The organism is Methylocystis sp. H4A, from assembly GCF_015709545.1.
Taxonomy (GTDB): Bacteria; Pseudomonadota; Alphaproteobacteria; order Rhizobiales; family Beijerinckiaceae; genus Methylocystis; species Methylocystis silviterrae.
Map to the genome: position 1 here is coordinate 204097 of NZ_JADNQY010000024.1, position 22945 is coordinate 227041.

Genomic DNA, 22945 nt, shown 5'->3' on the forward strand with positions numbered 1-22945 from the left:
CTCCGAAGTCGGCGACAGCCGACTTCGGATGGGAGAGGGGACGCAAGCGATCGGCGGCGCGCGCGTTCCTTGTCGCGACCCGAGCCTGAATCCCTCTCCCGCGCAGCGGAAGAGGGTTGGGGTGGGGGTTACGCCTAAGTGAACGTTCTTCTCGCATTTCTCGCCAATACGATCGTCAATTTCGTCATCGGCCTCACGGTGGCGAAATTTCTCGGCCCCGAGGAATATGGCCGCTTCGCGCTCGCCTTCTCTATCGCGGTGGTCGTGCAGACGGCGCTCTATGATTGGCTGCGTCTTTCGGCGACGCGCTTTTACTCAAAGCGCACGCGCAACAAAGAGCCGGTGGTGCGCTCGACGCTCGACGCGGCCTTCATCGGCGTCACGCTCTTCCTCACATTGGCCACGGGCATTTATGCGCTTGCCGGGCCGCCGCTCGACTTCGAAACCAATCTCATTCTGCTTGCGCTGCTGACGTCGGTGGCCAATGGGCTTTTCGATTATTGTACCGCTTTGGTGCGCGCGCGTTTTCATGACCACGCCTATGTGCGCCTCATGCTCGTCAAGAATGCGCTGTCGCTTGTCCTGATTGGCGGCGGCGCCTTTATTTTTCACTCGGCTGCGGTGGCGCTCGCTGGCGGCGTCGCGAGCCTGTTCGGCACGGTCATTCTCGGACGTCGCGCGCTGCTCGATCCCGGCGCCGACATTCGCGCCGCTTCGAGTCAGAATGCGCGTGCGCTTGCGGCCTATAGCGCGCCGATCGTGACCGCGCATCTTCTCTATCAGGCGATGCCGCTTGTGGCGCGCTCCATCGTGGCAAGCGTCTTCGGTTTCGCCGAAACCGGCCAGTTCGCGCTGGCCTATGATCTTGGCGTGCGTGCGGTGCAGGCGCTCGGCTCGGCGCTCGACGTGCTCTTGTTTCAGATCGCCGTCGCCGCGCATGAACTCCACGGCGTCGACCGCGCCAAGGAGCAAGTCGCGCGCAACATGGGCATCGTCGTCGCCTTTTTACTGCCGGCGTGCGCCGGCCTCTGGTTCGTCATGCCGTCGATCGAAGCGCTCATCGTGCCGGCGCAATATCGCGGTCCCTTCGGCCATTACCTCGGCCTGCTGCTTCCGGGACTTTTCGCGATGGGCGTCATTCTGTTCGGCGTCAATCCCGTCTTTCAGATCGAAAAGAAGACGGCGCCATTGATGGTCGCGGCGCTTGCCGCGGTCGCCTTCGGCCTGGCGCTGCTCGTGATCCTGCCCTGGGGCGAGGACGCTTCCAATCTCGCGATCGCGCAAGCCGGCGCCTACATCGCGGCGCTTGTGGCGACGGTCTATTTCGCACTGCGCACGCAGCCGGTCTGGCCGTCGTTCTGGGACATGTTCGCTGCGCTTGTGGCGACGGGCGCAATGTCGCTCGCGCTCACGCCCTTGCGCGAGATGAGTCCGGGCATTCTCGCGCTCATCGCTCAGATCCTGGCCGGAGCGGTCGTTTACGGGCTGCTGACCGTCGCCTTCGACATCGCCGGGCTGGGCGTGCTCGCGACGACGTGGCTCGATCGGCGGTTCGCGCGGTCGTGACGCGGCTCGTCGGCGTCGCCATATGTTAGGCTAGCGATTGATAAGGAGCGCGCCATGGTGATGCCGATCTATGACGACGCGCCGCTGCGCTATTTGCGGCGGCCGATCGTGAATTGGATGCTGATCGCGCTCAACGTCGTCATATTCCTGGTGGTGCAGAGCGAGATTTTCGGCGATCCGCTGACCGTCGTGCGCGGATTCGCGATCATCCCGCGCGTGCTCTTCGGCGAGGCCCAGCTCGCCGACTGGATTGTCGGACCGCCGGCTGCGCTGACGCTTGTCACCGCGCTGTTCTTTCATTCGTCGGTGGTGCACCTCGGCTCGAACATGCTGTTCCTTTACGTCTTTGGCGACAATGTCGAAGACGCCATGGGGTCGCTCCACTATCTGCTGTTTTATCTTTCCTGCGGCGTCGCCTCCGGCGTGTTCTACATCTACGCCACGCCGCATTCGATCTTGCCGCTCGTCGGCGCGTCGGGCGCGATCTCCGGCGTCTGCGCGGCCTTTTTGCTGCTCCATCCGCGCGCGACGGTCGCGGGAATCTTTCCGCCGCTCTCGCTGGCGCTCGCGCCGATTTATCTCGGCGCCTGGCTCTCCGGGGCGCGGCCGAGGTCGATCCTGGGGCTGCGGGCGCCGCTGTTCTCCTTCGTCGCCTCGGGCTGGCTCTTCGTCGGCGCCTGGATTTTGATGCAGCTCATCAACGCCTCTATGGGCGAGGGTGGCGCGGTCGCCTGGATGGCGCATGTCGGCGGCATCGCCGCGGGTCTGGTGCTGACGCCGATCTTCAAGCGCCGCCGGCACAGGCTTTTTGACCGGGGCGGCGCGCTCGCTCCCGCGCCGCGCGCGCCGGACGCCGGCGACGACGGGCCCTAATCGCGGGGCCGCGGTCGCTTTGTTTGACTTGCGCGCGCGCCCCCGCTACCAGACCGCGCGACGGCTTTAGCCAGAGTGGCGCGCGCGCAAGCGGCGCTCCGACACCGTCTCGCCAAAGGGGTCAGAAGGACCAAGGGGTCGCGCGATGAAGATTCTCGTGCCCGTCAAACGGGTCGTCGATTACAACGTCAAGATCAGGGTGAAGGCGGACGGTTCGGGCGTCGATCTCGCCAATGTGAAAATGTCGATGAACCCCTTCGATGAGATCGCCGTCGAAGAGGCGCTGCGGCTCAAAGAGGCCGGCAAGGCGACGGAAGTCATTGTGGTCACGATCGGTCCGGCCAAGGCCGACGAGACCTTGCGCACCGGCCTCGCCATGGGCGCCGACCGGGGCATTCTGGTCAAGACCGACGAGACCGTCGAGCCGCTCGCCGTCGCCAAGATCCTCGCCAAGATCGTCGCCGAGGAACAGCCGCAGCTCGTCATCATGGGCAAGCAGGCGATCGACGACGATTGCAATCAGACGGGTCAGATGCTCGCGGCGCTGCTCGGCTGGGGCCAGGGCGCCTTCGCGTCGAAGGTCGAGATGGCTGAGGGCGCCGTCGACGTGACGCGCGAGATCGATGGCGGGCTGCAGACCGTCAGCTTGAAGCTGCCGGCGGTCGTCACCACGGATTTGCGTCTTAACGAGCCGCGCTACGCCTCGCTGCCCAACATCATCAAGGCAAAAAAGAAAGAAGTCGCCGTGAAGTCGCCGGCCGATTACGGCGTCGACATTTCGCCGCGCCTTGAAGTGTTGAAAACCTCCGAGCCTGCGAAACGCAAGGCGGGCGTCAAGGTCGGCTCTGTCGTCGAGCTCGTTGGCAAGCTCAAGGAAGCGGGAGTGCTTTGAAGATGACGATTCTGCTTCTTGCCGAAACCGCCGGCGACGCGATCGCCCCGGCGACCGCCAAGGCGCTCACCGCCGCCAAGGAGATCGGCGGCCCCGTTCATGTCCTCATCGTCGGGCCCGGCCTCAAGGGCGCGGCCGAGCAGGCGGCGAAGCTCGCCGGCGTCGAGAAGGTCCTCGTCGCCGAAGACGCGTCGCTCGATCATGTCCTGGCCGAGACGGTCGCCGCGCTGATCGTCTCGCTCGCCGGCGCTTATGACCTCATCATCGCGCCGTCGACCTCGGCGACGAAGAATGTGCTGCCGCGCGTCGCGGCGCTGCTCGACGTGATGCAGGTCTCGGACATCATCAAGGTCGTGTCGGCCGACACTTTTGAGCGGCCGATCTACGCCGGCAATGCGATCCAGACCGTGCGCGCGAAGGACGCAAAGAAAGTGATCACCGTGCGGACCACCGCCTTCGCGGCGGCCCCCGAAGGCGGCTCGGCGCCCATAGAGGCGATTGCGGCGCCCGCCGATCCCGGCGTTTCCGCCTTCAAGAGCGAAGAGCTGGCGAAGTCCGAACGCCCCGAGCTCACCTCGGCGCGGATCATTCTTTCCGGGGGGCGGGCGCTCGGGTCGGCGGAGAATTTCCAGAAGGTGCTGGATCCGGTCGCGACGCGGCTTAACGCCGCGATCGGGGCGTCTCGCGCCGCGGTCGACGCCGGCTATGCGCCAAACGACCTGCAGGTGGGGCAGACCGGAAAGGCGGTGGCGCCCGATCTCTACATCGCCGCCGGCATTTCTGGGGCGATCCAGCATCTCGCCGGCATGAAGGATTCGAAGGTGATCGTGGCGATCAACAAGGACGAGGAGGCGCCCATTTTCCAGGTCGCCGACTATGGCCTCGTCGCCGACCTCTTCACGGCCCTGCCGGAGCTCGAGGCCGAGCTGGCGAAGATCGGCCGCTGACCGCGAAAAACGGCCGTCGCTTCGGTCCACTTGGTCCGGCGCGGCGGCTGTGAGTTTGGCGGAGCGTCGGCGCTCGGGGCTCCGCAGTTTCTTTTCTTTGTTTTCTTTGCGAAGGATCGCAAGTTATATTGCACTGCGGCACGCACTCAGCGCGGGCGGGCCGCTTGCTATCCGGCGCGAGCTTGGCTGACGGTGGTAAAAAATGGGCTTCGAAATTCGCAAGATCGGCGTCATCGGCGCGGGCCAGATGGGGAAGGGGATCGCCCATGTCTGCGCGCTTGCCGGCTATGACGTCGCCCTGAACGACATTTCGCAGGAGCGTATCGACGCCGGCATCGCCGATGTCGCCGCGCAGATGCGCCGCGCCGTCGAGCGCGGCCAGATCGACGCCGCGGCGGTCGAACCGGCGCTGGAGCGCATATCCGGCGCGCCAAAAATGGCCGACTTCGCCGACGCCGACCTATTGATCGAGGCGGCGACCGAGGTCGAAGACCTCAAGCGCAAAATTCTGACGGAGCTCGCGCAGTTCGTAAAGCCCGGCGCGATCATCAGCTCCAATACGTCGTCGATTTCGATCACCCGCCTTGCCGCGGTCACCGGTCGGCCGGAGCGCTTCATCGGCATTCATTTCATGAATCCGGTGCCGCGCATGCAGCTTGTCGAACTCATTCGCGGCATCGCGACCGATGACGTCACTTTCGAGGAGACGAAGGCGTTTGTCGCCAAGCTCGGCAAGACGATCAGCGTTTCGGAGGACTTCCCCGCTTTCATCGTCAACCGCATTCTGCTGCCGATGATCAATGAGGCGATCTACACGCTCTACGAAGGCGTGGGCTCGGTCGACGCCATTGACACGGCGATGAAGCTCGGCGCCAACCACCCGATGGGTCCGCTGCAGCTCGCCGATTTTATCGGCCTCGACACCTGTCTTTCGGTCATGCAGGTGCTGCATGAGGGCCTGGCGGATTCAAAATACCGCCCCTGCCCGCTGCTGGTGAAATATGTCGAAGCCGGCTGGCTCGGCAAAAAGACTCAGCGCGGCTTCTATGATTATCGCAGCGGCACGCCGGTTCCGACGCGCTAGCGTCTCGAGAGAGGCGCGTCCGCGCTCAGTGGCCGCCGGGGCCGGCGCCGCGCGCCGCCTCGAACAGGAACCAGGTTCGCTTCTCGGTCTCGTCGAGAAAAGTTTCGAGAAGGCTCGCCGTCGCGATGTCTTCGTTGTCGTCGCAGACTTTATGGGCGTTGCGCAGCGACTCGGCCATCCCCTTGTTGTCGTCGAGCAATTCGCACAGCATGCCGAAAGGCGAAACGAATTCCTCATTATTGTCCTTGATGCGCGATAATTTCGCGATCTGCCCGATCGAGCGCAGCGTCGGTTGCCCAAGCTTGCGCACCCGTTCGGCCAACGGGTCGACGGTCGCGTAGATCTGTGTCGCCTGCTCGTCGAGCAGCAAGTGGTAGTCGCGGAAATGCGGGCCGCTCATGTGCCAGTGGAAATTCTTGGTCTTGAGATAAAGCGAAAGGGCGTCGGCGACGAGCTTGTTGATTTCCGCGGCGATCTTCATCGTCGACTGCTTTTCAAGATCGGTCGGCGTATCCAGCGCCGAACGTTCTGTGTCGGGATTCATCGGCGTTTTTGTTTTCTGCATGTGCGGACCTCCTTGCGCCCTCGCTTCAGGCTCAAGCTCGGGTGAGCTGCTCAATAGCTAGATCGCGCGCCTTGGCGGACCAGATGAAAAATAGAGCAGCGCGCCGAGAGTCAGCGGCGTCGCACGGCGTCGCCTGTCTGGGGCGCCAAGAGGTCCGGGCGTCGGGCGCGGGTGAGCGCCAGCGCCTGTTCATGGCGCCATTTGGCGATCCTGGCGTGATCGCCGGAGAGCAGCGCCTCGGGGATGTCGCGTCCCTCGAAATCGCGGGGCCGCGTGTAATGCGGATATTCGAGGAGGCCGGCCTCAAAACTTTCCTCGACGCCTGAGGCTTCTTCGCCCATCACGCCGGGAATGAGCCGCACGCAGGCGTCGATCAGCGCCAGCGCCGCGATCTCGCCGCCCGAAAGCACGAAATCGCCGACCGACATTTCTTCGAGCGCGCGGGCGTCGATGATGCGCTCGTCGACGCCTTCGAACCGCGCGCAAAGAATGATCGCGCCGGGGCCTTGGGCGAGCGCGCGTGCGCGCGCCTGCGTCAGCGGCGCGCCGCGGGGGGTCATCAGCAGGCGCGGGCGCGGATCGTCCTTGGGCGCGGCGGCGTCGATCGCCGCCGCCAGCACGTCGGCGCGCATCACCATGCCGGGACCGCCGCCGGCCGGCGTGTCGTCGACGGCGCGATGGCGGCCGAGCCCATGCTCGCGGATCTGACGAGGCTCAAGCGTCCAGATGCCACGCGAAAGCGCGTCGCCGGCGAGCGACAGGCCCAGGGGACCTGGAAACATTTCGGGAAAAAGGGTGAGGACCGTTGCGCGGAACATGGAGCGGTTATGGCATGGCCTGCGCGGAGGCGAGAAGCAGTTTCATTCTTGCTGAGATCAAGCCTCGGCCATAGTGTCGCAGACATTGCGACAGCTTGGGGCCAACGATGAAATTCTTTCTTCGAATAGGCTTTCTATTGTGGGCTTTCGGCGGCCTCTTCGCGGCGCGCGCGACGCCAATTGACGCGCCGCCAACGCTCACGGTCGGGCAGATGCACGGCAGTTGTCAGAAAACCTGTTGGGCCGTGCGCGAGGGCGCGAAGGGCTCCGAGTCGCTGCGCGATTCACTGACTTTGACCTGCTTGAACGCGTGCTTCAAGTGCTTCCTGCAACTGCGAAGCTGCAGCCAATCCAATGCGAACTCGGCGCCGTCGGAATGCGCCGCCGCCTTCCTTCAGTGTTACAAACAGAGCTTCGCCGAAAGGCTCAAATCAAAACCGCTCGTGAGTTTCGACGGCGGCGATGGCCACAGCCGCGAAATGGCTGTGAAGATCGTGGGCGCGGCCAGTTCCCTCGAAGGGGTTCCGGCGGAGGATTTCTGGATCCAGCTGAAGCATCCCGGCTGGCGAAAAAAGGAGCGGCGTTTCGTCAAAGAGGGCGGAATTTATGACGTCATCGTTTACGACACGCCGAACGGGCCGCAGACGGTGTGGTTCGACGTTAAGGACTTTTACGTAAAGAATGGCGAGGAGGACTTGCGCCTTTTGGCGCCGAAATAAGCCGAGAGATGCGCGGCGGGGCCTAGTGTAGATCCGGCTCGGCCGAGACCTCCGCCGGCGGCGTGATCACCACGCGCCCTTGAGCGATGTCGACTACCGGAACGACGGCTCCGGTGAACGGGTAAAGCAGCGATTCGCCGCCGGCGGCTGGCGCAATTTCGAGAATGTCACCCGCGCCGAAATTGCGCACCGCGACGACGACCCCGATCGCCTCGCCATCCGGCGTTTCGGCGCGAAGGCCAATGAGATCGGCGATATAGAATTCGTCCTCTTCCGGCGCGGGGAGCATCTCGCGTGCGACGTAGAGTTCGATGCGGTTTAGCGCCTCGGCGCCGGCGCGGTCGTCGACGCCCTCGACTTGCGCGACGAGCATGTCCTTGCCCTGCCGGCGCAAGGCGCGCAGCCTGAAATTGCGCGTCCCGCTTTTATCGGTGAGGCCGTCATAGGCTGCGATCGCCAGCGGATCGCTCGTGAAGCTCTGCAGTCGGACCTCGCCGCGCACGCCATGCGCTGCGCCGAAGCGGCCGAGAAGAACGCGCCCTTTCGCAGGCCCTTTCATTCGATTTCCTCATCCTGAGGAGCGTGCGCAGCACGCGTCTCGAAGGACGAGGAAATCGCCGCACGCGCTGTCCGCCCTCGTGCTTCGAGACGCGCCCGTTGGGCGCTCCTCAGCATGAGGGCGAATGAAATATCGCGCATGGCGTTCCGCCAACTCCCTCTCGAGGGCGAGGCAAAGATGCGCCCCAGTTACGCCGCCGGGGCTTCCGCCGCGCCCGCGGCCTCGGCCGCCGCGGCGGCGCGCTCCTGCGCCTTCTTCTTGGGCTGCGCCTTCTGCGGATTGCTGCGCGCTTCGCGCTTCATCACGCCGAGACCATCGAGCAGACGCGCGACGCGATCGGTCGGCTGCGCGCCCTTCTCCATCCAGGCCTTCGCCTTTTCGGTGTCGAGCACGAGGCGGTCGGCCGCGTCCTTCTCCTTCAAGGGATCGAAATAACCGATCTTCTCGATGTAGCGGCCGTCGCGCGGCGAGCGCGAGTCGGCGACGACGACACGATAGAAGGGACGCTTCTTGGCGCCGCCGCGGGCGAGACGAATTTTAAGGGACATGTTTTCGTTCCTGTTGCGTTGAGGTGAGTGAGGGGACCGGCGACGACAATCGCCGGTTTGCTATTTCTTCTTCCCGAAGGGGTTCAATCCGCTGAACAAGCCGCCGCCGAGCCCCGGCAGGCTTGGCTTGGCGAGAAGATCGGGGGGCGGCGCCGCCGGAATGCCGCCGGGTGACGCCTTTGGCTGCGGCACGCCGAGCTTCTCCTGCAGTTTCTGCAGCTCTTCCTGGGTGGGCGTCGGCATGCCGGGGCCAAGCCCCATCATTTGCGCCGCCTTGCCCATCATGCCCCCGCCGCGCTTGCCGGCGCCGAAGGACTTCATCAGATCGGCCATCTGCCGATGCTGCTTGAGGAGCTTGTTGACTTCCTCGACCTTCACGCCCGAGCCTGCGGCGATGCGCTTCTTTCGCGAGGCTTTCATCAGATCGGGATTACGCCGCTCCCTGGGCGTCATCGAGAGGATGATGGCGCGCTGGCGCTTCACCATTTTGTCGTCGAAACCGGACGCGGCGATCTGATCCTTCATCTTGGCGACGCCGGGCAGCAGACCCATGATGCCGCCCAATCCGCCGATCTTTTCCACCTGGGCGAGCTGATCGCAGAGGTCCTGCAGATCGAACTTGCCCTTGGCCATCCGCTCGGCGGCCTTGCGGGCCTGTTCGGCGTCGATCGCCTGGGCGGCTTTTTCGACCAGCGCGACAATGTCGCCCATGCCGAGAATGCGGTTGGCGATGCGCGTCGGCGAGAATTCGTCGAGCGCGTCCATCTTTTCGCCGACGCCGATGAGCTTGATCGGCTTGCCGGTGACATAGCGCATGGAGAGCGCCGCGCCGCCGCGGCCGTCGCCGTCCATACGCGTCAATACAATGCCCGTCAGCCCGACCCGCTCATCGAAATTCTGGGCGAGATTGACGGCGTCCTGGCCGGTGAGCGCATCGGCGACGAGCAGGATTTCATGCGGGTTGGAGGAGGTCTTGATCTCCGCCATCTCGGCCATCAGCGGCTCGTCGATATGCGTGCGGCCGGCGGTGTCGAGCAACACGATGTCGTAGCCCTGCAAACGCGCCGCCTCCATCGCGCGCTTGGCGATCTGCACCGGCGTCTGGCCGACGACGATCGGCAGCGTGTCGACTTCGACCTGCCGGCCGAGCACGGCGAGCTGTTCCTGGGCCGCCGGACGCTTGACGTCGAGCGAGGCCATCAGCGTGCGCTTGCCGTGGCGCTCCTTGAGCCTTTTGGCGATCTTGGCGGTGGTTGTGGTTTTGCCGGCGCCTTGCAGGCCGACCATCATGATGGCGAGCGGCGGCGCGGCGACGAGATCGATCGGCTCCGCGTCCTGGCCGAGCGTCTCGATCAGCACGTCATTGACGATCTTGACGACCATCTGGCCGGGCGTCACCGATTTGATGACGCCGGCGCCGATCGCCCGGTCGCGGACCTTATCGGTGAAGGAGCGCACGACGTCGAGCGCGACGTCAGCCTCGAGCAGCGCGCGGCGGATTTCGCGCAGCGCCTCGTTGACGTCGGCCTCGGAAAGCGCGCCGCGCCGTGTGAGCTTGTCGAAAATGCCGGAGAGCTTATCGGAAAGGCTCTCGAACATGCTGTTCTCCCGCGAGCGCGAAGGCTCCAAAGCAAAACGCGCCCGGGGGCGCATCGCGCTGCCGGGCGTTGGCCTACCGCCTCTCGGACGGCTCGGCGTGTGTTAGGGTTCTCTTTCGAGATATGCGCCGATGTTTAGGCGGGGCGCACGCGGGAGTCAACGTCGGGCGTATTTGCGGCTAACATGACGCTCTTTGATATATTTTATGCTGGAACTCATGACCCTCAACGCTTTTCTCGAATCGCTTTCGGCATCCGAGGCGCCGGCTCTCCCCCCGCCGCTGCGGGCGCTGTGGTTCGACGCTAAAGGCGACTGGAACGCGGCGCATAAATGCGTCGACGACAAATCCGACCCCGACAGTATGTGGGTTCACGCTTTTCTCCATCGCAAGGAGGGCGATCGCTCGAACGCCTTCTATTGGTACCGCCGCGCCGGGCGAGAGCCCCACAAAGGCCTGCTCGAAGACGAATGGCGCGAAATCGCCGAAGCGCTGCTGTCTCAAGCGGCGCCATGACGGGGGTGTCCGCGCAAGAATTGCTGCGCAGCATTTTCGGTTTTGCGGACTTTCTGCCGGGTCAGGCGGAGATCGTCGAGGCCGTGCTCGCGGGGCGCGACGCCATCGCCATCATGCCGACGGGCTCCGGCAAATCGCTCCTCTATCAGCTGCCGGCCGCAGCTCCGGGGGGCGGACTCGTTCTCGTCTGCTCGCCGCTGATCGCGCTGATGCGCGACCAGCTTCGAACCCTCGCCGATTCGGGCGTCGGGGCCGTCGCGCTCCACTCCATGCAGGAGGACGATGAAGCGGCGGCCGCGATCGACACCATCGCGTCGGGCCGGGCAAAGCTGCTTTACGCCGCCCCCGAACGTCTTGCCCAGGACGGAACGCAGAATTTATTGCGCAGCATTCGCATAAAACTCTTCGCGGTCGATGAGGCGCATTGCGTCTCGCATTGGGGCCATGAATTTCGCCCCGACTATCGCGCGCTGGGCGAGATTGCGCGAAAGCTCGGCGCGCCGCCGATGCTCGCCGTTACCGCGACGGCCGGTCCGCGCACCCGCGAGGACATCGCCCGCACGCTGTTTGCGCGGCCCCCGCAGATCTTCCAGCGCTCCTTCGCGCGGCCCAATCTTGCGCTCGATTTCGCGCAGAAGCGCGCCGGCCTGCGGCAGATCGTCGAATTCGCGCGCAAAGGCCGCGGCGGCGCGAAGGAAAGCGGCATCATTTATTGCAACTCGCGCAACAAGACCGACGCGCTCGCCCGCGAACTCTCGCGGCTCGGCTTCGACGCGCTTCCCTATCACGCGGGGCTCGACGCCCACACGCGCGCGGAGAGCCAGGACGCTTTCTTTACCCGCAAGGGCGCGGTGATGGTGGCGACCATCGCCTTCGGCATGGGCGTCGATAAGCCGGACGTGCGCTTCATCATTCACGCCGATCTGCCGACCTCGGTCGAGGGCTATTATCAGGAGATCGGCCGGGCCGGGCGCGATGGCGCGCCGGCCCGCGCGCTGACGCTGTTCTCGCCCGCGGAGCTGGCGCTGCGCTGGCGCATTCCGGGTGCGGCGCAAGAAGACGACGCGGCCGCCGGCGATTACGCCAGACGCCAGGCGATGGCGCGGCTCGCGGCGGCGCCGGGCTGCCGCTTTCAGCGCCTCCTCGCCGAATTCGGCGAAGAGAGCGGGCCCTGCGGGAGATGCGACCATTGCCGCGGCGGACCGATGGCGTGGCCCCGGCGCTTGTCATCATTCGCGCTCGGCTGGCGCGCCGCGCTCGCGAGCGGCTTCGCCGCGCGCGCCGACCTTTCGGAAGACGATGCCGATCTCCCTGAGCTCGCGCCTGCGCCGATCGACATCGACACGCCGAGGCGGCAGGAGGAGCCGCCGCTGACGGTGGCCGAGGCGCGTCTGCTGCGCGCGCTCGAGGCCGAGCGGCTCGCCATCGCAAAACGGCGCCGGCTGGCGCCGCGAATTGTGGCGTCCGAACAGGCGCTGCGCGCCCTCGCGCGCGAAAGGCCGCACAGCGCCGACGACCCGCTGCTGCGGGGGCTCGAAGACGCGGCGGCGCTGCTGCGGGTGATCCGCGAAGCCCTCTAAAGCCGGCGTGAGGGTTTCGTTCGGCGCCGCAACACTGTAGTTAGGGCTCCCCGTGCTGTTCCCTCGAGGCCATGTCCGCTAACCCGCCGCCAAACGCCGCCGAACTGCGACAGGTCATGTTCGGGCTCGGCCTCGCGATGCTGCTCTCGGCCCTCGACCAGACGATTGTGGTCACGGCCATGCCGACCATTGCGGCGGACCTCGGGGATCCTCAGGATCTGCCCTGGATCGTGACCGCCTATCTCATCGCGGCGACGGTGGTGACGCCGCTCTACGGCAAATTCGCCGATGTCTACGGGCGGCGGCGCGTCATTTTGGTCGGGGTGATCACTTTCGTGATCGGATCGGTCGCTTGCGCTTTGGCCCCGAGCATGGCGGCGCTCGCCGGCGCGAGGGTCATTCAGGGACTTGGCGGCGGCGGCCTGATATCGCTCGCGCAGACGATCGTCGCCGATCTTGTCTCGCCCCGCGAGCGCGGCCGGTATCAGTCCTATTTCGCCGCGGTGTTCATCACCTCCAGCATCGCCGGTCCGGCGCTCGGCGGGGTTTTTGCGCAATATTGGCATTGGTCGCTGATCTTCTGGATCAATCTGCCGCTGGGCCTCGCCGCGCTCCTGATCGTCAATTCGAGGTTGAAGCGGGTGCCGGAGCGGCGCCATCCGCATCGCGTCGATTACCTGGGCGCGTTTTTGCTGATCGCCGGATCCGGCCTTCTCGTGCTGGCGCTTGGCTGGGGCGGCGTGCGCTATCCATGGCGGTCGGCTCCGATCGTCGGGATCCTTGCCGCCTCCGCTCTCGCCTGGGCGCTTTTCGCCTGGCGCACGGCGCGCGCCGAGGAGCCGCTCATTCCGCTGCGCATTCTCCGACTTCGAATCGTGCGCGACGCCATTCTGTCGAGTTCCTTTGGGCTCGGCGGGTTCGTCGGACTTTCGGTCGTGATGCCGATCTATTACGAAATCTGCGGCGGGATGAATGCGAGCGAATCGGGGCTGACGCTTATTCCCCTGATGGTCGGCACCGTCGCCGGCGCCACAGTGTCCGGACGATTGATGGGGCGTTTGACGCATTATAAGACCGCTCCGCTCCTCGGGCTCGGCGCCGGCGCTCTCGCCGCTCTGGGCGCGGCCGCGATGATGGGCTCGGGCCGCTCGCTGCTTTTGCTCAACGCCCTGCTCACCGTCACGACCTTCGGGATCGGCGCGATGCTGCCTGTCGCGACCGTTTCGGTGCAGAACGCGGTCGATTCGCGCGATTTGGGGACGGCGACGGCCTCGATGCAATTCTTTCGGCAGCTCGCGGCCGGGGCGGCCGTCGCGCTTTTCGCCGCCTTGGCGATTGGCGGCGGCCGCGCGCAATTGCTTGAGGAGATGAAGACGGACGTCGACGGCGCCGCTTTGTTTTCGAGCTTTCGCCTCGTTTTTCTGGCGCTTGCCGTTTGCGTGGGCCTGTCCCTGCTTTTCCTCACGCGTATGGAGGAGCGGCCGCTGCGCGGCGAGCGACGCAGCTGACGGTCGATTTTGCTCGCGTCTTTTCTATTTGCCCCCATGGCATGGAATTTTCTAGAAAGATTCCGCCTTCCAGCGCCGCAAGGACCTTTCCATGGCTTCGCTCAATAGTTTCAACGCCTGCCAGACGCTCGTCGTCGGGAATCGGTCCTATCAATATTTCTCTCTGAGGGCGGCGGAGCAAAACGGGCTTCGAGACGTCTCCCGCCTGCCCTATTCGCTCAAGGTCGTTCTCGAAAATTTGCTGCGCAACGAGGACGGCCGTTCGGTCACCAGGGAGTCGATCGAAACCTTCGCGAAATGGCTCGAGGAGAAAGGCAAGACGGAGCGCGAAATCGCCTTTCGGCCGGCGCGCGTGCTGATGCAGGACTTTACCGGCGTGCCGGCGGTCGTCGATCTTGCGGCGATGCGCGACGCCGTCGTCGCGCTCGGCGGGACCGCGCAGAAGATCAATCCGCTGGTTCCCGTCGATCTTGTCATCGACCATTCAGTGATCGTCGACAGTTTCGGCACGCCGCAGGCCTTCGCCCGCAACGTCGAACTCGAATATGAGCGCAATGGCGAGCGCTACCGATTTTTGAAATGGGGCCAGTCGGCGTTCGACAATTTCCGCGTCGTGCCCCCCGGCACCGGCATCTGCCATCAGGTGAATCTGGAATATCTCGGGCAGACCGTCTGGACGCGCACCGAGCGCATCGACGGCAAGACGGTCGAACTCGCCTATCCCGACACGCTGGTCGGCACCGATTCGCATACGACCATGATCAATGGCCTCGCCGTTCTTGGCTGGGGCGTCGGCGGCATTGAGGCCGAGGCCGCCATGCTCGGCCAACCTTTATCGATGCTCGCGCCGGAAGTGATCGGCTTCAAGCTCACCGGCGCGCCGAAGGAAGGCGTGACGGCGACGGACGTCGTCCTGACCGTCACGCAAATGCTGCGCAAAAAAGGCGTGGTCGGAAAATTCGTGGAGTTCTTTGGCGAAGGGCTTGATCATCTCAGCCTCGCCGATCGCGCGACCATCGCCAATATGGCGCCGGAATATGGCGCCACCTGCGGCTTCTTCCCCATTGATCAGGAGACGCTCGCTTACTTGCGCATGTCCGGGCGGGCCGACGACCGTATCGCGCTGATCGAAGCCTATGCCCAGGCGCAAGGGATGCTGCGCGAGTCCGGCGCTCCCGATCCCGAATTCACCGATACGCTGAGCCTCGATCTTGCGGAGGTGACGCCGTCGCTCGCCGGCCCAAAGCGTCCCGAGAGCCGCGCCGCGCTTTCCGACGTCGGCTCGGCCTTTCTCGGCGCGCTCGCGACCGAATATAAGAAGGAAGACGGACTCGGGCAGCGCTATGGCGTCGAGGGCGAAAATTTCGATCTCGGCCATGGCGACGTCGTCATCGCCGCCATCACCTCCTGCACCAATACGTCCAACCCCAGCGTGCTCATCGGCGCGGGATTGCTGGCGCGCAACGCCGCCGCGCGCGGACTGAAGGCGAAACCCTGGGTGAAGACCTCGCTCGCCCCGGGCAGTCAGGTCGTCGCGCAATATCTCGCGAAGTCCGGATTGCAGAAATATCTCGACGATCTCGGCTTCAATCTTGTGGGATTTGGCTGCACGACCTGCATCGGCAACTCCGGGCCGCTGCCGCCGGCGATCTCGAAGACCATCAATGAGCGTGACCTCGTCGCGGCCTCGGTGCTGTCGGGAAATCGCAATTTCGAAGGCCGGGTCAATCCCGACGTCCAGGCGAATTACCTCGCCTCGCCGCCGCTCGTCGTCGCCTATGCGCTCGCGGGCACGATGGCGATCGATCTGACGAAGGAGCCTCTCGGACATGACAGCGCCGGGACGCCGGTTTATCTGCGCGACATCTGGCCGCCGAATGCGGAAATCGCGACCTTCGTTCGCGATCAGGTGACGCGCAATCTGTTTCGCGAGACCTACGCCAACGTCTTTTCGGGCGACGCGCATTGGCGCGCAGTCGAAGCGCCAAGCAGCGAGACTTACGCGTGGGACGGTCAGTCCACCTATGTGCGCGACCCGCCCTATTTCGTCGGTCTGCAGCGCGAGCCCAAGCCTGTGGAAGATATCGTCGGCGCACGCGTCCTCGCGCTTTTTGGCGACAAGATCACCACCGATCACATCTCGCCCGCCGGCTCGATCAAGGCGGCTTCGCCCGCCGGCAAATGGCTGATGGAGCATGGCGTCGCGCCGGCCGATTTCAATCAATACGGCACGCGTCGCGGCAATCATGAAGTGATGATGCGCGGCACCTTCGCCAATATCCGCATCAAGAATCACATCATGCGGGATGCGAAAGGCCTCACGCCGGAAGGCGGCTTGACCAAGCATTATCCGGGCGGCGACATCATGTCGATCTATGACGCCGCCATGCGCTACCGGGACGAGGGCGCGCCGCTGGTCGTCTTGGCCGGCGCCGAATATGGCAACGGCTCGTCACGCGACTGGGCGGCCAAGGGCGCGGCGCTTCTCGGCGTGCGCGCCGTGATCGCCAAGAGTTTCGAGCGCATCCACCGCTCCAATCTCGTCGGCATGGGCGTCGTGCCGCTCACTTTTGCGGAGGGGACAGGTTGGGACACGCTCGGACTCAAAGGCGATGAGACCGTAACCATCCATGGCTTGCGCGAGGGACTTGCGCCACGCAAAACTCTGGTCGCTTCGATCTCGTTCTCGGATGGGTCCACCAAGACTGTGCCGTTGCTTGCGCGCATCGATACGCTCGACGAGTTGGAATATTTCAAGAATGGCGGCATCCTTCCTTACGTGTTGCGACAACTCGTCCCTTAGATATCGCCAAAAAAACCATTGACTCAAAGTGAGTCCTCCGACAGCGTTGCCCGCGCTTTGCGTTGAATTCGAGCCGTTGCGGATCTCAATGTCTTCAACGCAGCGCTCTACAAAAACAAAAAACTCACGACGCGAAGAAGAGGAAATCAACATATGAATAAATACGCCCTTACGGCCGTCGCCGCCCTGTTCCTGGCGACGACCGCGCCGTCGTTCGCCTTCGACGGCGGCGTCGGTCTGCGCGCTCCGAACCAGGCGACGCGCATCAGCTGCGACACGCACGCCGAGGACGATCAGGCCGTTTGCGCCAGCAAGTGCGAGGACGCCTATCTCAAGGATCAGCAAGGCTGGACGGCGGACATGAGCAAGATCAAGTCCGCCAAGAAAGCGTGCGACGACAAGTGCGGTTGCCCGGAGAACTCGAAGGGCCTTTAAGACTCGCATCAGTCTGAGCCCGAGCTGTAAGGGCGCGCGTCATCGCGCGCCCTTTTTCGCGTTGCGCCGATCAAATGTAAGTCAGCCGTCGCGCCGCGTCTTCGTGTTCATCAAGAACGTGGAAACAATACGCTTTTCGCGACCCGCGCCGCAGACCGACGAAGCGGCGCAAGACGTCGCGCCCGTGACTCGCAATTGACATGGGCGGCCACATACGACATCGTCCGGCCGCTTATTGCGTTATGTGACGCCGTTGCTGTTCCATGGCGGGAGGGGTCGAGCGCAAGCGCAGTCTAGACGCCCAACGGGCAAGTGAAGGAAACCACCAAATGAACAAATACGCCATTATGACGGCGGCTCTCCTTGTCGCCGGCATGATCAGCCCGGCATTCGCGGATTGCGACGTCCACAAAGCGGACGAAGACAAGCAGGCTAAATGCGCTGAGAAATGCGACGACGAGTACCTCGCCCGCAAGATGAACTATGCCGCCAACCAGGATGAAGTCCGCGCCAATAAGAAGGCCTGTGACGCCGCCTGCGGCTGCCCGCAGAACACGAAGGATAAATAAGCCGAGCCTCGCGAGTGAGGTCGGTTGAGACGGGGCGCGCATTCAATGCGCGCCCGTTTTTTTGGTCAGTCCGCCGTATAGACGTTGCCGTCTGGGCCTTTCCAGCCGCTGCCCGCTTCATAAAAGCGATATTCCTCGTCGAACAGAACCGTCGACCCAGGCGCGATATATTGCTTGCCCGCCGGATCGGAACTGCGCGGCGCAGTCACAAAATGACTGCTCGGCGAACAGCCTTCGGGAAATTTTCCGGCCTCGGGCTTGCATTCGAGATTGGCGCCTTCCGGGAACTCGACCCGCGCATTGAAGAAGATCTCGTAGCCCTTTTCTCCGGTGGCGTGCATCTCGAGACGCTCGGCCATCGTCTGTTTGAACTCGACGATCTTGAACGGCTTGTCGACGCGCTGCTTCAGCAAGTTCTCGAAAATCTGCCGCGCATGCGCTTCAGTCGGATTGCAGCCGAACATGCAAAAAGCATTTGCCGGGATCGCCGAAAGCAACGCCAGCAGCATCGCAGCGGCGAATGTGATGAAAGCGCCTCGCATGATGTCCTCTCCCTCAGCCCTGATGATTTCGCGCCCGGCGGCGCGTCTTTTTTAAACTATAGCATCTTATCGCAGCATCGCGGCGCGTCTCAAATCCAAGAGCGCCTCCCGATCACATGGAATCATGTGATCGATGCGACTTTTTGGGAACCTGCTCTAACGGTCGGGCGTGGTCGGGTCGCCCCAGAGATCCTTCACCTGCTCGAAGTGGATCGCCGGATCATAGCCGCCGGGCGTAAGACCGAGCCAGCCCGAAGAAAGCCGCCCGAGCGAAGAGAGCACGGCATAGGAGGCGACGACGCGGTCGCGCTGAGCGAAGACGAGCGCGATGCGGGCGTAGAGCAGCTCTTGCTGCGCGATAAGAATTTCGAGCGTCGTCCGCTGACCGGCCTTGGCTTCTTCTCTTATGCCGTAAAGCGCGCGCTCGGCCGCGGCGATTTGCGTTTGCGCGGCTGAAATCTGAGTTTTCGCCGCCTGCAGCGCGCCCCAATAGGCGCGCACCAGCGAGAGAATTTCGGCGCGCGCGACGTCGGCGTCGAACCGTCGCTGCCCGGCGGTTTCTTTCGCTTGCCGCACGCGGGAGGACGTCAGCCCGCCCTCGTAGATAGGCACGTTGAGATGTCCGAGGACTTTCGCGCCGACGTTGCGGTTGCCGATGCCGGAAATATCGGTCTGCGTGAATACGTCGCCGACGATCGACAGTTTGGGCATGAAGTCGGCTTCGAGCGCCTTGATGTCGAGATCGGCGACGTCGGCCTCGTGAAGGGCCGCGAGGATGAACGGATGTTCGTTTTGCGCGATGCGTTCCGCTTCTTCGCGCGACTTCGGCAGCAATCGGTCGATCGGCGCGCCCGGCGCGAGCTTCGTCGGCTCGACGCCGACCGTCTTGCGATAGACGCCGATGCTGGCGTCAAGCGTGGCGCGCGCGGCGCCGGCGAGAGACTTGCCGCCCGCGAGCCGCGCCTCGACCTGCGCGACATCCGTCAAGGTGATCTGTCCGTATTGATAGCGCTCCCGCGTCTGGCGCAATTGCTCCTTCAGGACCGCGACATTGCTTTCCTGAAGTTTGAGCGCTGCCGTGTCGCGCAAGACGTTCATATAGGCGGTGACGGCGTCGAATAATATGCGCTGTTCGGTCAGGCGCAGCCGCTCGCGTCCGGCGAAGACCCCCGATTCCGCCGCACGCGTTTGGTTTTGTGTCTTGAACCCGTCGAATATCGGCTGTTCGAATGTCAGATGGGCGGAGCGGGGAAGGCTGCCGCCGTTTTGAATGTTCTTCGTGACCGAGGTATCGGTCGGGTCGTTGACGTTGACGTCGCGCTGCTTCGTGACAAGCCGATTGTGCTGCACGCCGAGATAGGCGTCGCCCGAAACGCGCGGCCTCATGCCGGCCTCCGCCTGCGGCACTCTTTCGTCGATGGCGCGCAGTTCGGCTCTGCCGGCGTTGAGCTGCGGGTTGGCGTTATAGGCGCGACACATCGCGCCCGCCAAGGTTTCCGCATGCGCTGCGCCGCCGCTCAGAAAGAAGCAGATCAGGACCGAGGCGACGCCGCGCATGCTCACCGGTCAACCTCCGCTTTGCTGCACGGTAGTCGACTCTGGCGAACGACAGAAGAAGGCGTAGAGGGCAGGCAGGACCACAAGAGTTAGAGCCGTGGCGCTGATCAGGCCGCCGATGACGACCGTCGCGATCGGCTTTTGCACTTCGGCGCCGGTGCCCGTCGCGAGCGCCATCGGCAGGAAGCCGAGCGACGCGACGAGGGCCGTCATCACGACAGGACGCAGTCGCGTCATCGCGCCTTTGAAGATCGCCTGGCGTTCGGCCATGCCGCCTGCGATCAACTGGGAAATATAGGTGCGCATGACGAGGCCATTGAGCACAGCGACGCCCGAGAGCGCGATGAAGCCGACGGCGGCCGAGACGGACATGGGCATGCCGCGCAGCCACAGCGCGGCGACGCCGCCCGATAGCGCCAGCGGCACCGCAGTGAACACCAGCAGCGCGTCGCGCGTCGCGCCGAGCGCCGAGTAGAGCAGCAGAAAGATCAAGAAAAAGCAGGCCGGCACGACGATCATCAACCGCGCCCGGGCCGCCGCGAGATTCTCGAATTGCCCGCCCCATGCAATCCAGTAGCCGGGCGGCAGCGTCACCTTTTTCTCGATTTTCGCGCGCGCCTCGTCAACGACCGACGCAATGTCACGCCCGCGCACATTGGCGCTGACCACGATGCGGCGATGGCCGTTTTCCCTCGAAATCTGGTTCTGGCCGTCCAGGGTGGAGAATTTCGCCACCTGCTTCAGCAGCACGACGGGCGTGTTGCCCGCCGCCGAGGGAAGCGCGACCGGAATCGATTCCAAAGCCTGCGCGTCCTCGCGCAAATTGTCCTGCAGACGAACGACGATGGGGAAGCGGCGGTCGCCCTCGAACACGACTCCAGCCCTTTGTCCGCCGATCGCGGCGCCGATCACGTCCTGTACCGCGGCGACGCTGAGGCCAAGGCGCGCGATCGCGCCCTTATCGACGGCGATGTCGAGGATCGGGAGACCAACCACCTGTTCGACCTTTACATCGCTCGCGCCTTTGACCGTATTGAGAACGCCGGCGATCTGATTGGCCGCCTTCAACAAAACGTCAAAATTTTCGCCGAACACTTTGACGGCGATATCGCCGCGCACGCCGGCGAGCAGCTCATTGAAGCGCAGTTGAATGGGCTGCGAGAACTCATAGGCGTTGCCCGGCAGTTGCGCGAGCCGCGCCTCCATTTTTTCGATCAACGCCGCCTTGTCGAGGCCTGCGTCGGGCCATTTGTCGCGCGGCTTCAACATAATAAAAGTATCGGTCAGGTTCGGCGGCATCGGATCGGTTGCGATCTCGGCCGTGCCGGTTTTGGAAAAGACGTAATCGACCTCTGGAAAGCTGCGCAGTGTGCGTTCGATGTCGAATTGCATCGCCTGCGCCTGCGTCAGCGACGCGCTCGGGATGCGATTCGCCTGCATGGCGAGGTTTTTTTCATCGAGCGTCGGAACGAACTCTTCGCCCAAAGTCAGATAGAGACCCGCCGCGAGAATGAAGGCGCCCGCGCCAAGCGCGATCGGCTTCAAAGGCGCGGCCATCGCCCATTTTAACATCGGCTCATAGGCGCGCTTGAGCCCTTCGACGACGATGTTTTCGGATTCGCGCACGCGGCCAGAAAGCGCGATGGCGATCATCGCAGGAAAGAATGTTAGCGACAGAACGAATTCCGAAGCGAGCGCCATGATGACGGTCATCGCCATCGGATGGAACATCTTCCCTTCCACTCCGGAAAAGGTCAGAATCGGCACATAGACGAGAATGATGATCGCCTGACCGTAGACCGTCGGCCGCCGCATCTCGACCGCCGAGTCGATGACGGTCGTCAGCCGTTCCTCCAGCGTGAGCGTGCGTCCCAGGGCGTTCTGACGCTGCGTCAGGCGACGCAAGCAGTTCTCGGTGACGATGATCGCGCCGTCGGCGATCAATCCGAAATCGAGCGCGCCGAGACTCATCAGATTGGCGCTGATCTTTCCGACATGCATGCCGACGCCCAGCAGCAGCATCGTCAACGGTATGACCATCGCCGTCACCAGCGCCGCGCGGAAATTGCCGAGCATGACGAAGAGCACGAGAATGACGAGCGCCGCGCCCTCGACGAGATTCTTGGCGACGGTGGTGATCGTGGCGTTGACGAGCAAGGTGCGGTTCAAGATCGTGCGCACTTCAACGCCGGGCGGCAGCAGCCGGCGAATCTCGTCCATCTTCGCATTGACGGCGCTCGAGACTTCGCGACTGTTGGCGCCGATCAGCATCAGCGCCGTGCCGATCACCACCTCTTCGCCATTCATGCTGGCGCTGCCCATGCGCAGCTCGCGTCCGACGCCGACCTCCGCGATGTCTTCGAGTCGCACCGGCGTGCCGCCGCGCGTCGACACGACGACTTTAGCGATGTCATCGATCGACTCGAGCCGTCCCGGGCTGCGCACGACGAGACCCTCGCCGTTGCGTTCGACATAGCCCGCGCCGCGGCTGATATTGTTGCGTTCGATAATGCCGGCGAGATCGGCGAAAGACAGTCCGAGAGCGTAGATCTTCGCCGGGTCCGGCTGAACGTGATATTCCTTAATGTAGCCGCCAAGCGAGTCGACGCCGGCGACTCCGGGCACGGTGCGCAGCTGCGGCTTGATGATCCAATCCTGCACGGTTCGCAGATAGGCGGTCCGTTCGAGCAAATTGCGCAGCCTCTGCCCTTCCGGCGTGAGATAATCGCCGTTGCGCTGCCAGCCAGGCTTCCCATCAGGCGCCGGCTTCTCGCTGCCGCGCGGCGCGTAGTCGACCGACCACATGTAGATTTCGGAAAGGCCCGTGGCGACCGGGCCCATATGCGATTCGACGCCCGGCGGAAAAATCTCCTTGGCGAGCGTCAGGCGTTCGCCGACCTGCTGGCGCGCGAAATAAATGTCGACGCTGTCGGCGAAGACGGCGGTGACCTGCGCGAAGCCGTTGCGCGAAAGCGAGCGGGTATATTCGAGCCCCGGAATTCCCGCGATGGCGTTCTCGATTGGATAGGTGACCTGTTTCTCGATCTCGAAGGCCGAAAGCGCCGGCGCGAAAGCGTTGATCTGCACCTGATTGTTCGTGATGTCCGGCACCGCGTCGATCGGCAATCGCATCAGCGACCAGACGCCAAGCGGGACGACGAGCGCCGTCAACAACACGATGAGCCAACGGCTTCGGACCGAAAAGGCGATGAGATTCTTGATCATCGGCGGCCGCTCGCACTCAAGACGACAGTTTGGGGGCGGAGT

The 22945-nt window shown here is 64.0% G+C and carries 20 protein-coding genes; 12 read left to right on the forward strand and 8 right to left on the reverse strand.

Going from position 1 to position 22945, the window contains the following annotated elements:
* Window positions 1–138: 138 nt before the first annotated feature.
* The 5 genes from IYW40_RS11360 (at window position 139) to IYW40_RS11380 (ending at window position 5362) form a co-directional block, all read left to right on the forward strand.
* Entirely contained in the window at window positions 139–1566 is a 1428-nt protein-coding gene (locus tag IYW40_RS11360; RefSeq protein WP_196400178.1) for a lipopolysaccharide biosynthesis protein, read from the forward strand.
* A gap of 54 nt (window positions 1567–1620) precedes the next feature.
* Complete coding sequence (locus IYW40_RS11365) at window positions 1621–2439, forward strand: rhomboid family intramembrane serine protease (RefSeq protein ID WP_196400177.1); 819 nt, start codon at window positions 1621–1623, stop codon at window positions 2437–2439.
* Window positions 2440–2584: 145 nt separating this feature from the next.
* The gene (locus IYW40_RS11370; RefSeq protein ID WP_196400176.1) at window positions 2585–3331 is read left to right on the forward strand and encodes an electron transfer flavoprotein subunit beta/FixA family protein; all 747 of its coding nucleotides are present in this window, start codon (window positions 2585–2587) and stop codon (window positions 3329–3331) included.
* Between the two features lie 2 nt (window positions 3332–3333).
* The gene (locus IYW40_RS11375; protein ID WP_196400175.1) at window positions 3334–4278 is read left to right on the forward strand and encodes an FAD-binding protein; all 945 of its coding nucleotides are present in this window, start codon (window positions 3334–3336) and stop codon (window positions 4276–4278) included.
* Between the two features lie 202 nt (window positions 4279–4480).
* Window positions 4481–5362, forward strand: a complete 882-nt coding sequence (locus IYW40_RS11380; RefSeq protein WP_196400174.1) for a 3-hydroxybutyryl-CoA dehydrogenase — start codon at window positions 4481–4483, stop codon at window positions 5360–5362.
* Between the two features lie 25 nt (window positions 5363–5387).
* Here IYW40_RS11380 and IYW40_RS11385 read toward each other — a convergent pair whose 3' ends face one another.
* Both IYW40_RS11385 and trmD read right to left on the reverse strand, forming a co-directional pair.
* Window positions 5388–5927: a DNA starvation/stationary phase protection protein gene (locus tag IYW40_RS11385; protein WP_196400173.1), complete on the reverse strand. Its 540-nt coding sequence runs from the start codon at window positions 5925–5927 to the stop codon at window positions 5388–5390.
* A 110-nt stretch (window positions 5928–6037) separates the two neighbouring features.
* Entirely contained in the window at window positions 6038–6745 is a 708-nt protein-coding gene (gene trmD, locus IYW40_RS11390; RefSeq protein ID WP_196400172.1) for a tRNA (guanosine(37)-N1)-methyltransferase TrmD, read from the reverse strand.
* Window positions 6746–6852: 107 nt separating this feature from the next.
* On the opposite strand from trmD, the gene IYW40_RS11395 reads away from it, so the two are divergent.
* On the forward strand, window positions 6853–7464 hold the full coding sequence (locus tag IYW40_RS11395; protein WP_232365972.1) for a hypothetical protein: 612 nt from the start codon (window positions 6853–6855) through the stop codon (window positions 7462–7464).
* A 22-nt stretch (window positions 7465–7486) separates the two neighbouring features.
* Here IYW40_RS11395 and rimM read toward each other — a convergent pair whose 3' ends face one another.
* From rimM to ffh, 3 genes are all read right to left on the reverse strand, one after another.
* Entirely contained in the window at window positions 7487–8023 is a 537-nt protein-coding gene (rimM, locus tag IYW40_RS11400) for a ribosome maturation factor RimM (protein WP_196400170.1), read from the reverse strand.
* A 188-nt stretch (window positions 8024–8211) separates the two neighbouring features.
* A complete protein-coding gene (rpsP, locus tag IYW40_RS11405) occupies window positions 8212–8571 on the reverse strand; it encodes a 30S ribosomal protein S16 (protein ID WP_018406465.1) in 360 nt (119 codons plus the stop codon).
* Window positions 8572–8631: 60 nt separating this feature from the next.
* On the reverse strand, window positions 8632–10170 hold the full coding sequence (gene ffh, locus IYW40_RS11410; protein ID WP_196400169.1) for a signal recognition particle protein: 1539 nt from the start codon (window positions 10168–10170) through the stop codon (window positions 8632–8634).
* A 217-nt stretch (window positions 10171–10387) separates the two neighbouring features.
* On the opposite strand from ffh, the gene IYW40_RS11415 reads away from it, so the two are divergent.
* The 6 genes from IYW40_RS11415 to IYW40_RS11440 all read left to right on the forward strand — a co-directional run bounded on the left by IYW40_RS11415 (window position 10388) and on the right by IYW40_RS11440 (window position 17579).
* The gene (locus tag IYW40_RS11415) at window positions 10388–10684 is read left to right on the forward strand and encodes a hypothetical protein (RefSeq protein WP_196400330.1); all 297 of its coding nucleotides are present in this window, start codon (window positions 10388–10390) and stop codon (window positions 10682–10684) included.
* Complete coding sequence (locus IYW40_RS11420) at window positions 10681–12264, forward strand: RecQ family ATP-dependent DNA helicase (RefSeq protein WP_196400168.1); 1584 nt, start codon at window positions 10681–10683, stop codon at window positions 12262–12264. Before IYW40_RS11415 ends, IYW40_RS11420 begins: the two co-directional genes overlap by 4 nt.
* A 71-nt stretch (window positions 12265–12335) precedes the next feature.
* Window positions 12336–13772 (forward strand): MDR family MFS transporter, encoded by a 1437-nt coding sequence (locus tag IYW40_RS11425; protein ID WP_196400167.1) that lies wholly within the window; start codon window positions 12336–12338, stop codon window positions 13770–13772.
* A 91-nt stretch (window positions 13773–13863) separates the two neighbouring features.
* The gene (gene acnA, locus IYW40_RS11430; protein WP_196400166.1) at window positions 13864–16575 is read left to right on the forward strand and encodes an aconitate hydratase AcnA; all 2712 of its coding nucleotides are present in this window, start codon (window positions 13864–13866) and stop codon (window positions 16573–16575) included.
* A 153-nt stretch (window positions 16576–16728) separates the two neighbouring features.
* Window positions 16729–17010, forward strand: a complete 282-nt coding sequence (locus IYW40_RS11435) for a hypothetical protein (RefSeq protein WP_196400165.1) — start codon at window positions 16729–16731, stop codon at window positions 17008–17010.
* 329 nt (window positions 17011–17339) lie between these two features.
* Window positions 17340–17579 carry a hypothetical protein gene (locus IYW40_RS11440; RefSeq protein ID WP_175093837.1) on the forward strand — a complete coding sequence of 80 codons (240 nt, stop codon included), beginning with the start codon at window positions 17340–17342 and terminating at the stop codon, window positions 17577–17579.
* A gap of 65 nt (window positions 17580–17644) precedes the next feature.
* Here the strand turns inward: IYW40_RS11440 and IYW40_RS11445 are convergent, their stop codons facing one another.
* The 3 genes from IYW40_RS11445 to IYW40_RS11455 form a co-directional block, all read right to left on the reverse strand.
* Window positions 17645–18121, reverse strand: coding sequence for a hypothetical protein (locus tag IYW40_RS11445; RefSeq protein WP_196400164.1), 477 nt, complete (start codon window positions 18119–18121; stop codon window positions 17645–17647).
* A 156-nt stretch (window positions 18122–18277) separates the two neighbouring features.
* Entirely contained in the window at window positions 18278–19678 is a 1401-nt protein-coding gene (locus IYW40_RS11450) for a TolC family outer membrane protein (protein WP_210327237.1), read from the reverse strand.
* A 9-nt stretch (window positions 19679–19687) separates the two neighbouring features.
* Window positions 19688–22903, reverse strand: a complete 3216-nt coding sequence (locus IYW40_RS11455) for a CusA/CzcA family heavy metal efflux RND transporter (protein ID WP_196400162.1) — start codon at window positions 22901–22903, stop codon at window positions 19688–19690.
* Between the last annotated feature and the right edge of the window lie 42 nt (window positions 22904–22945).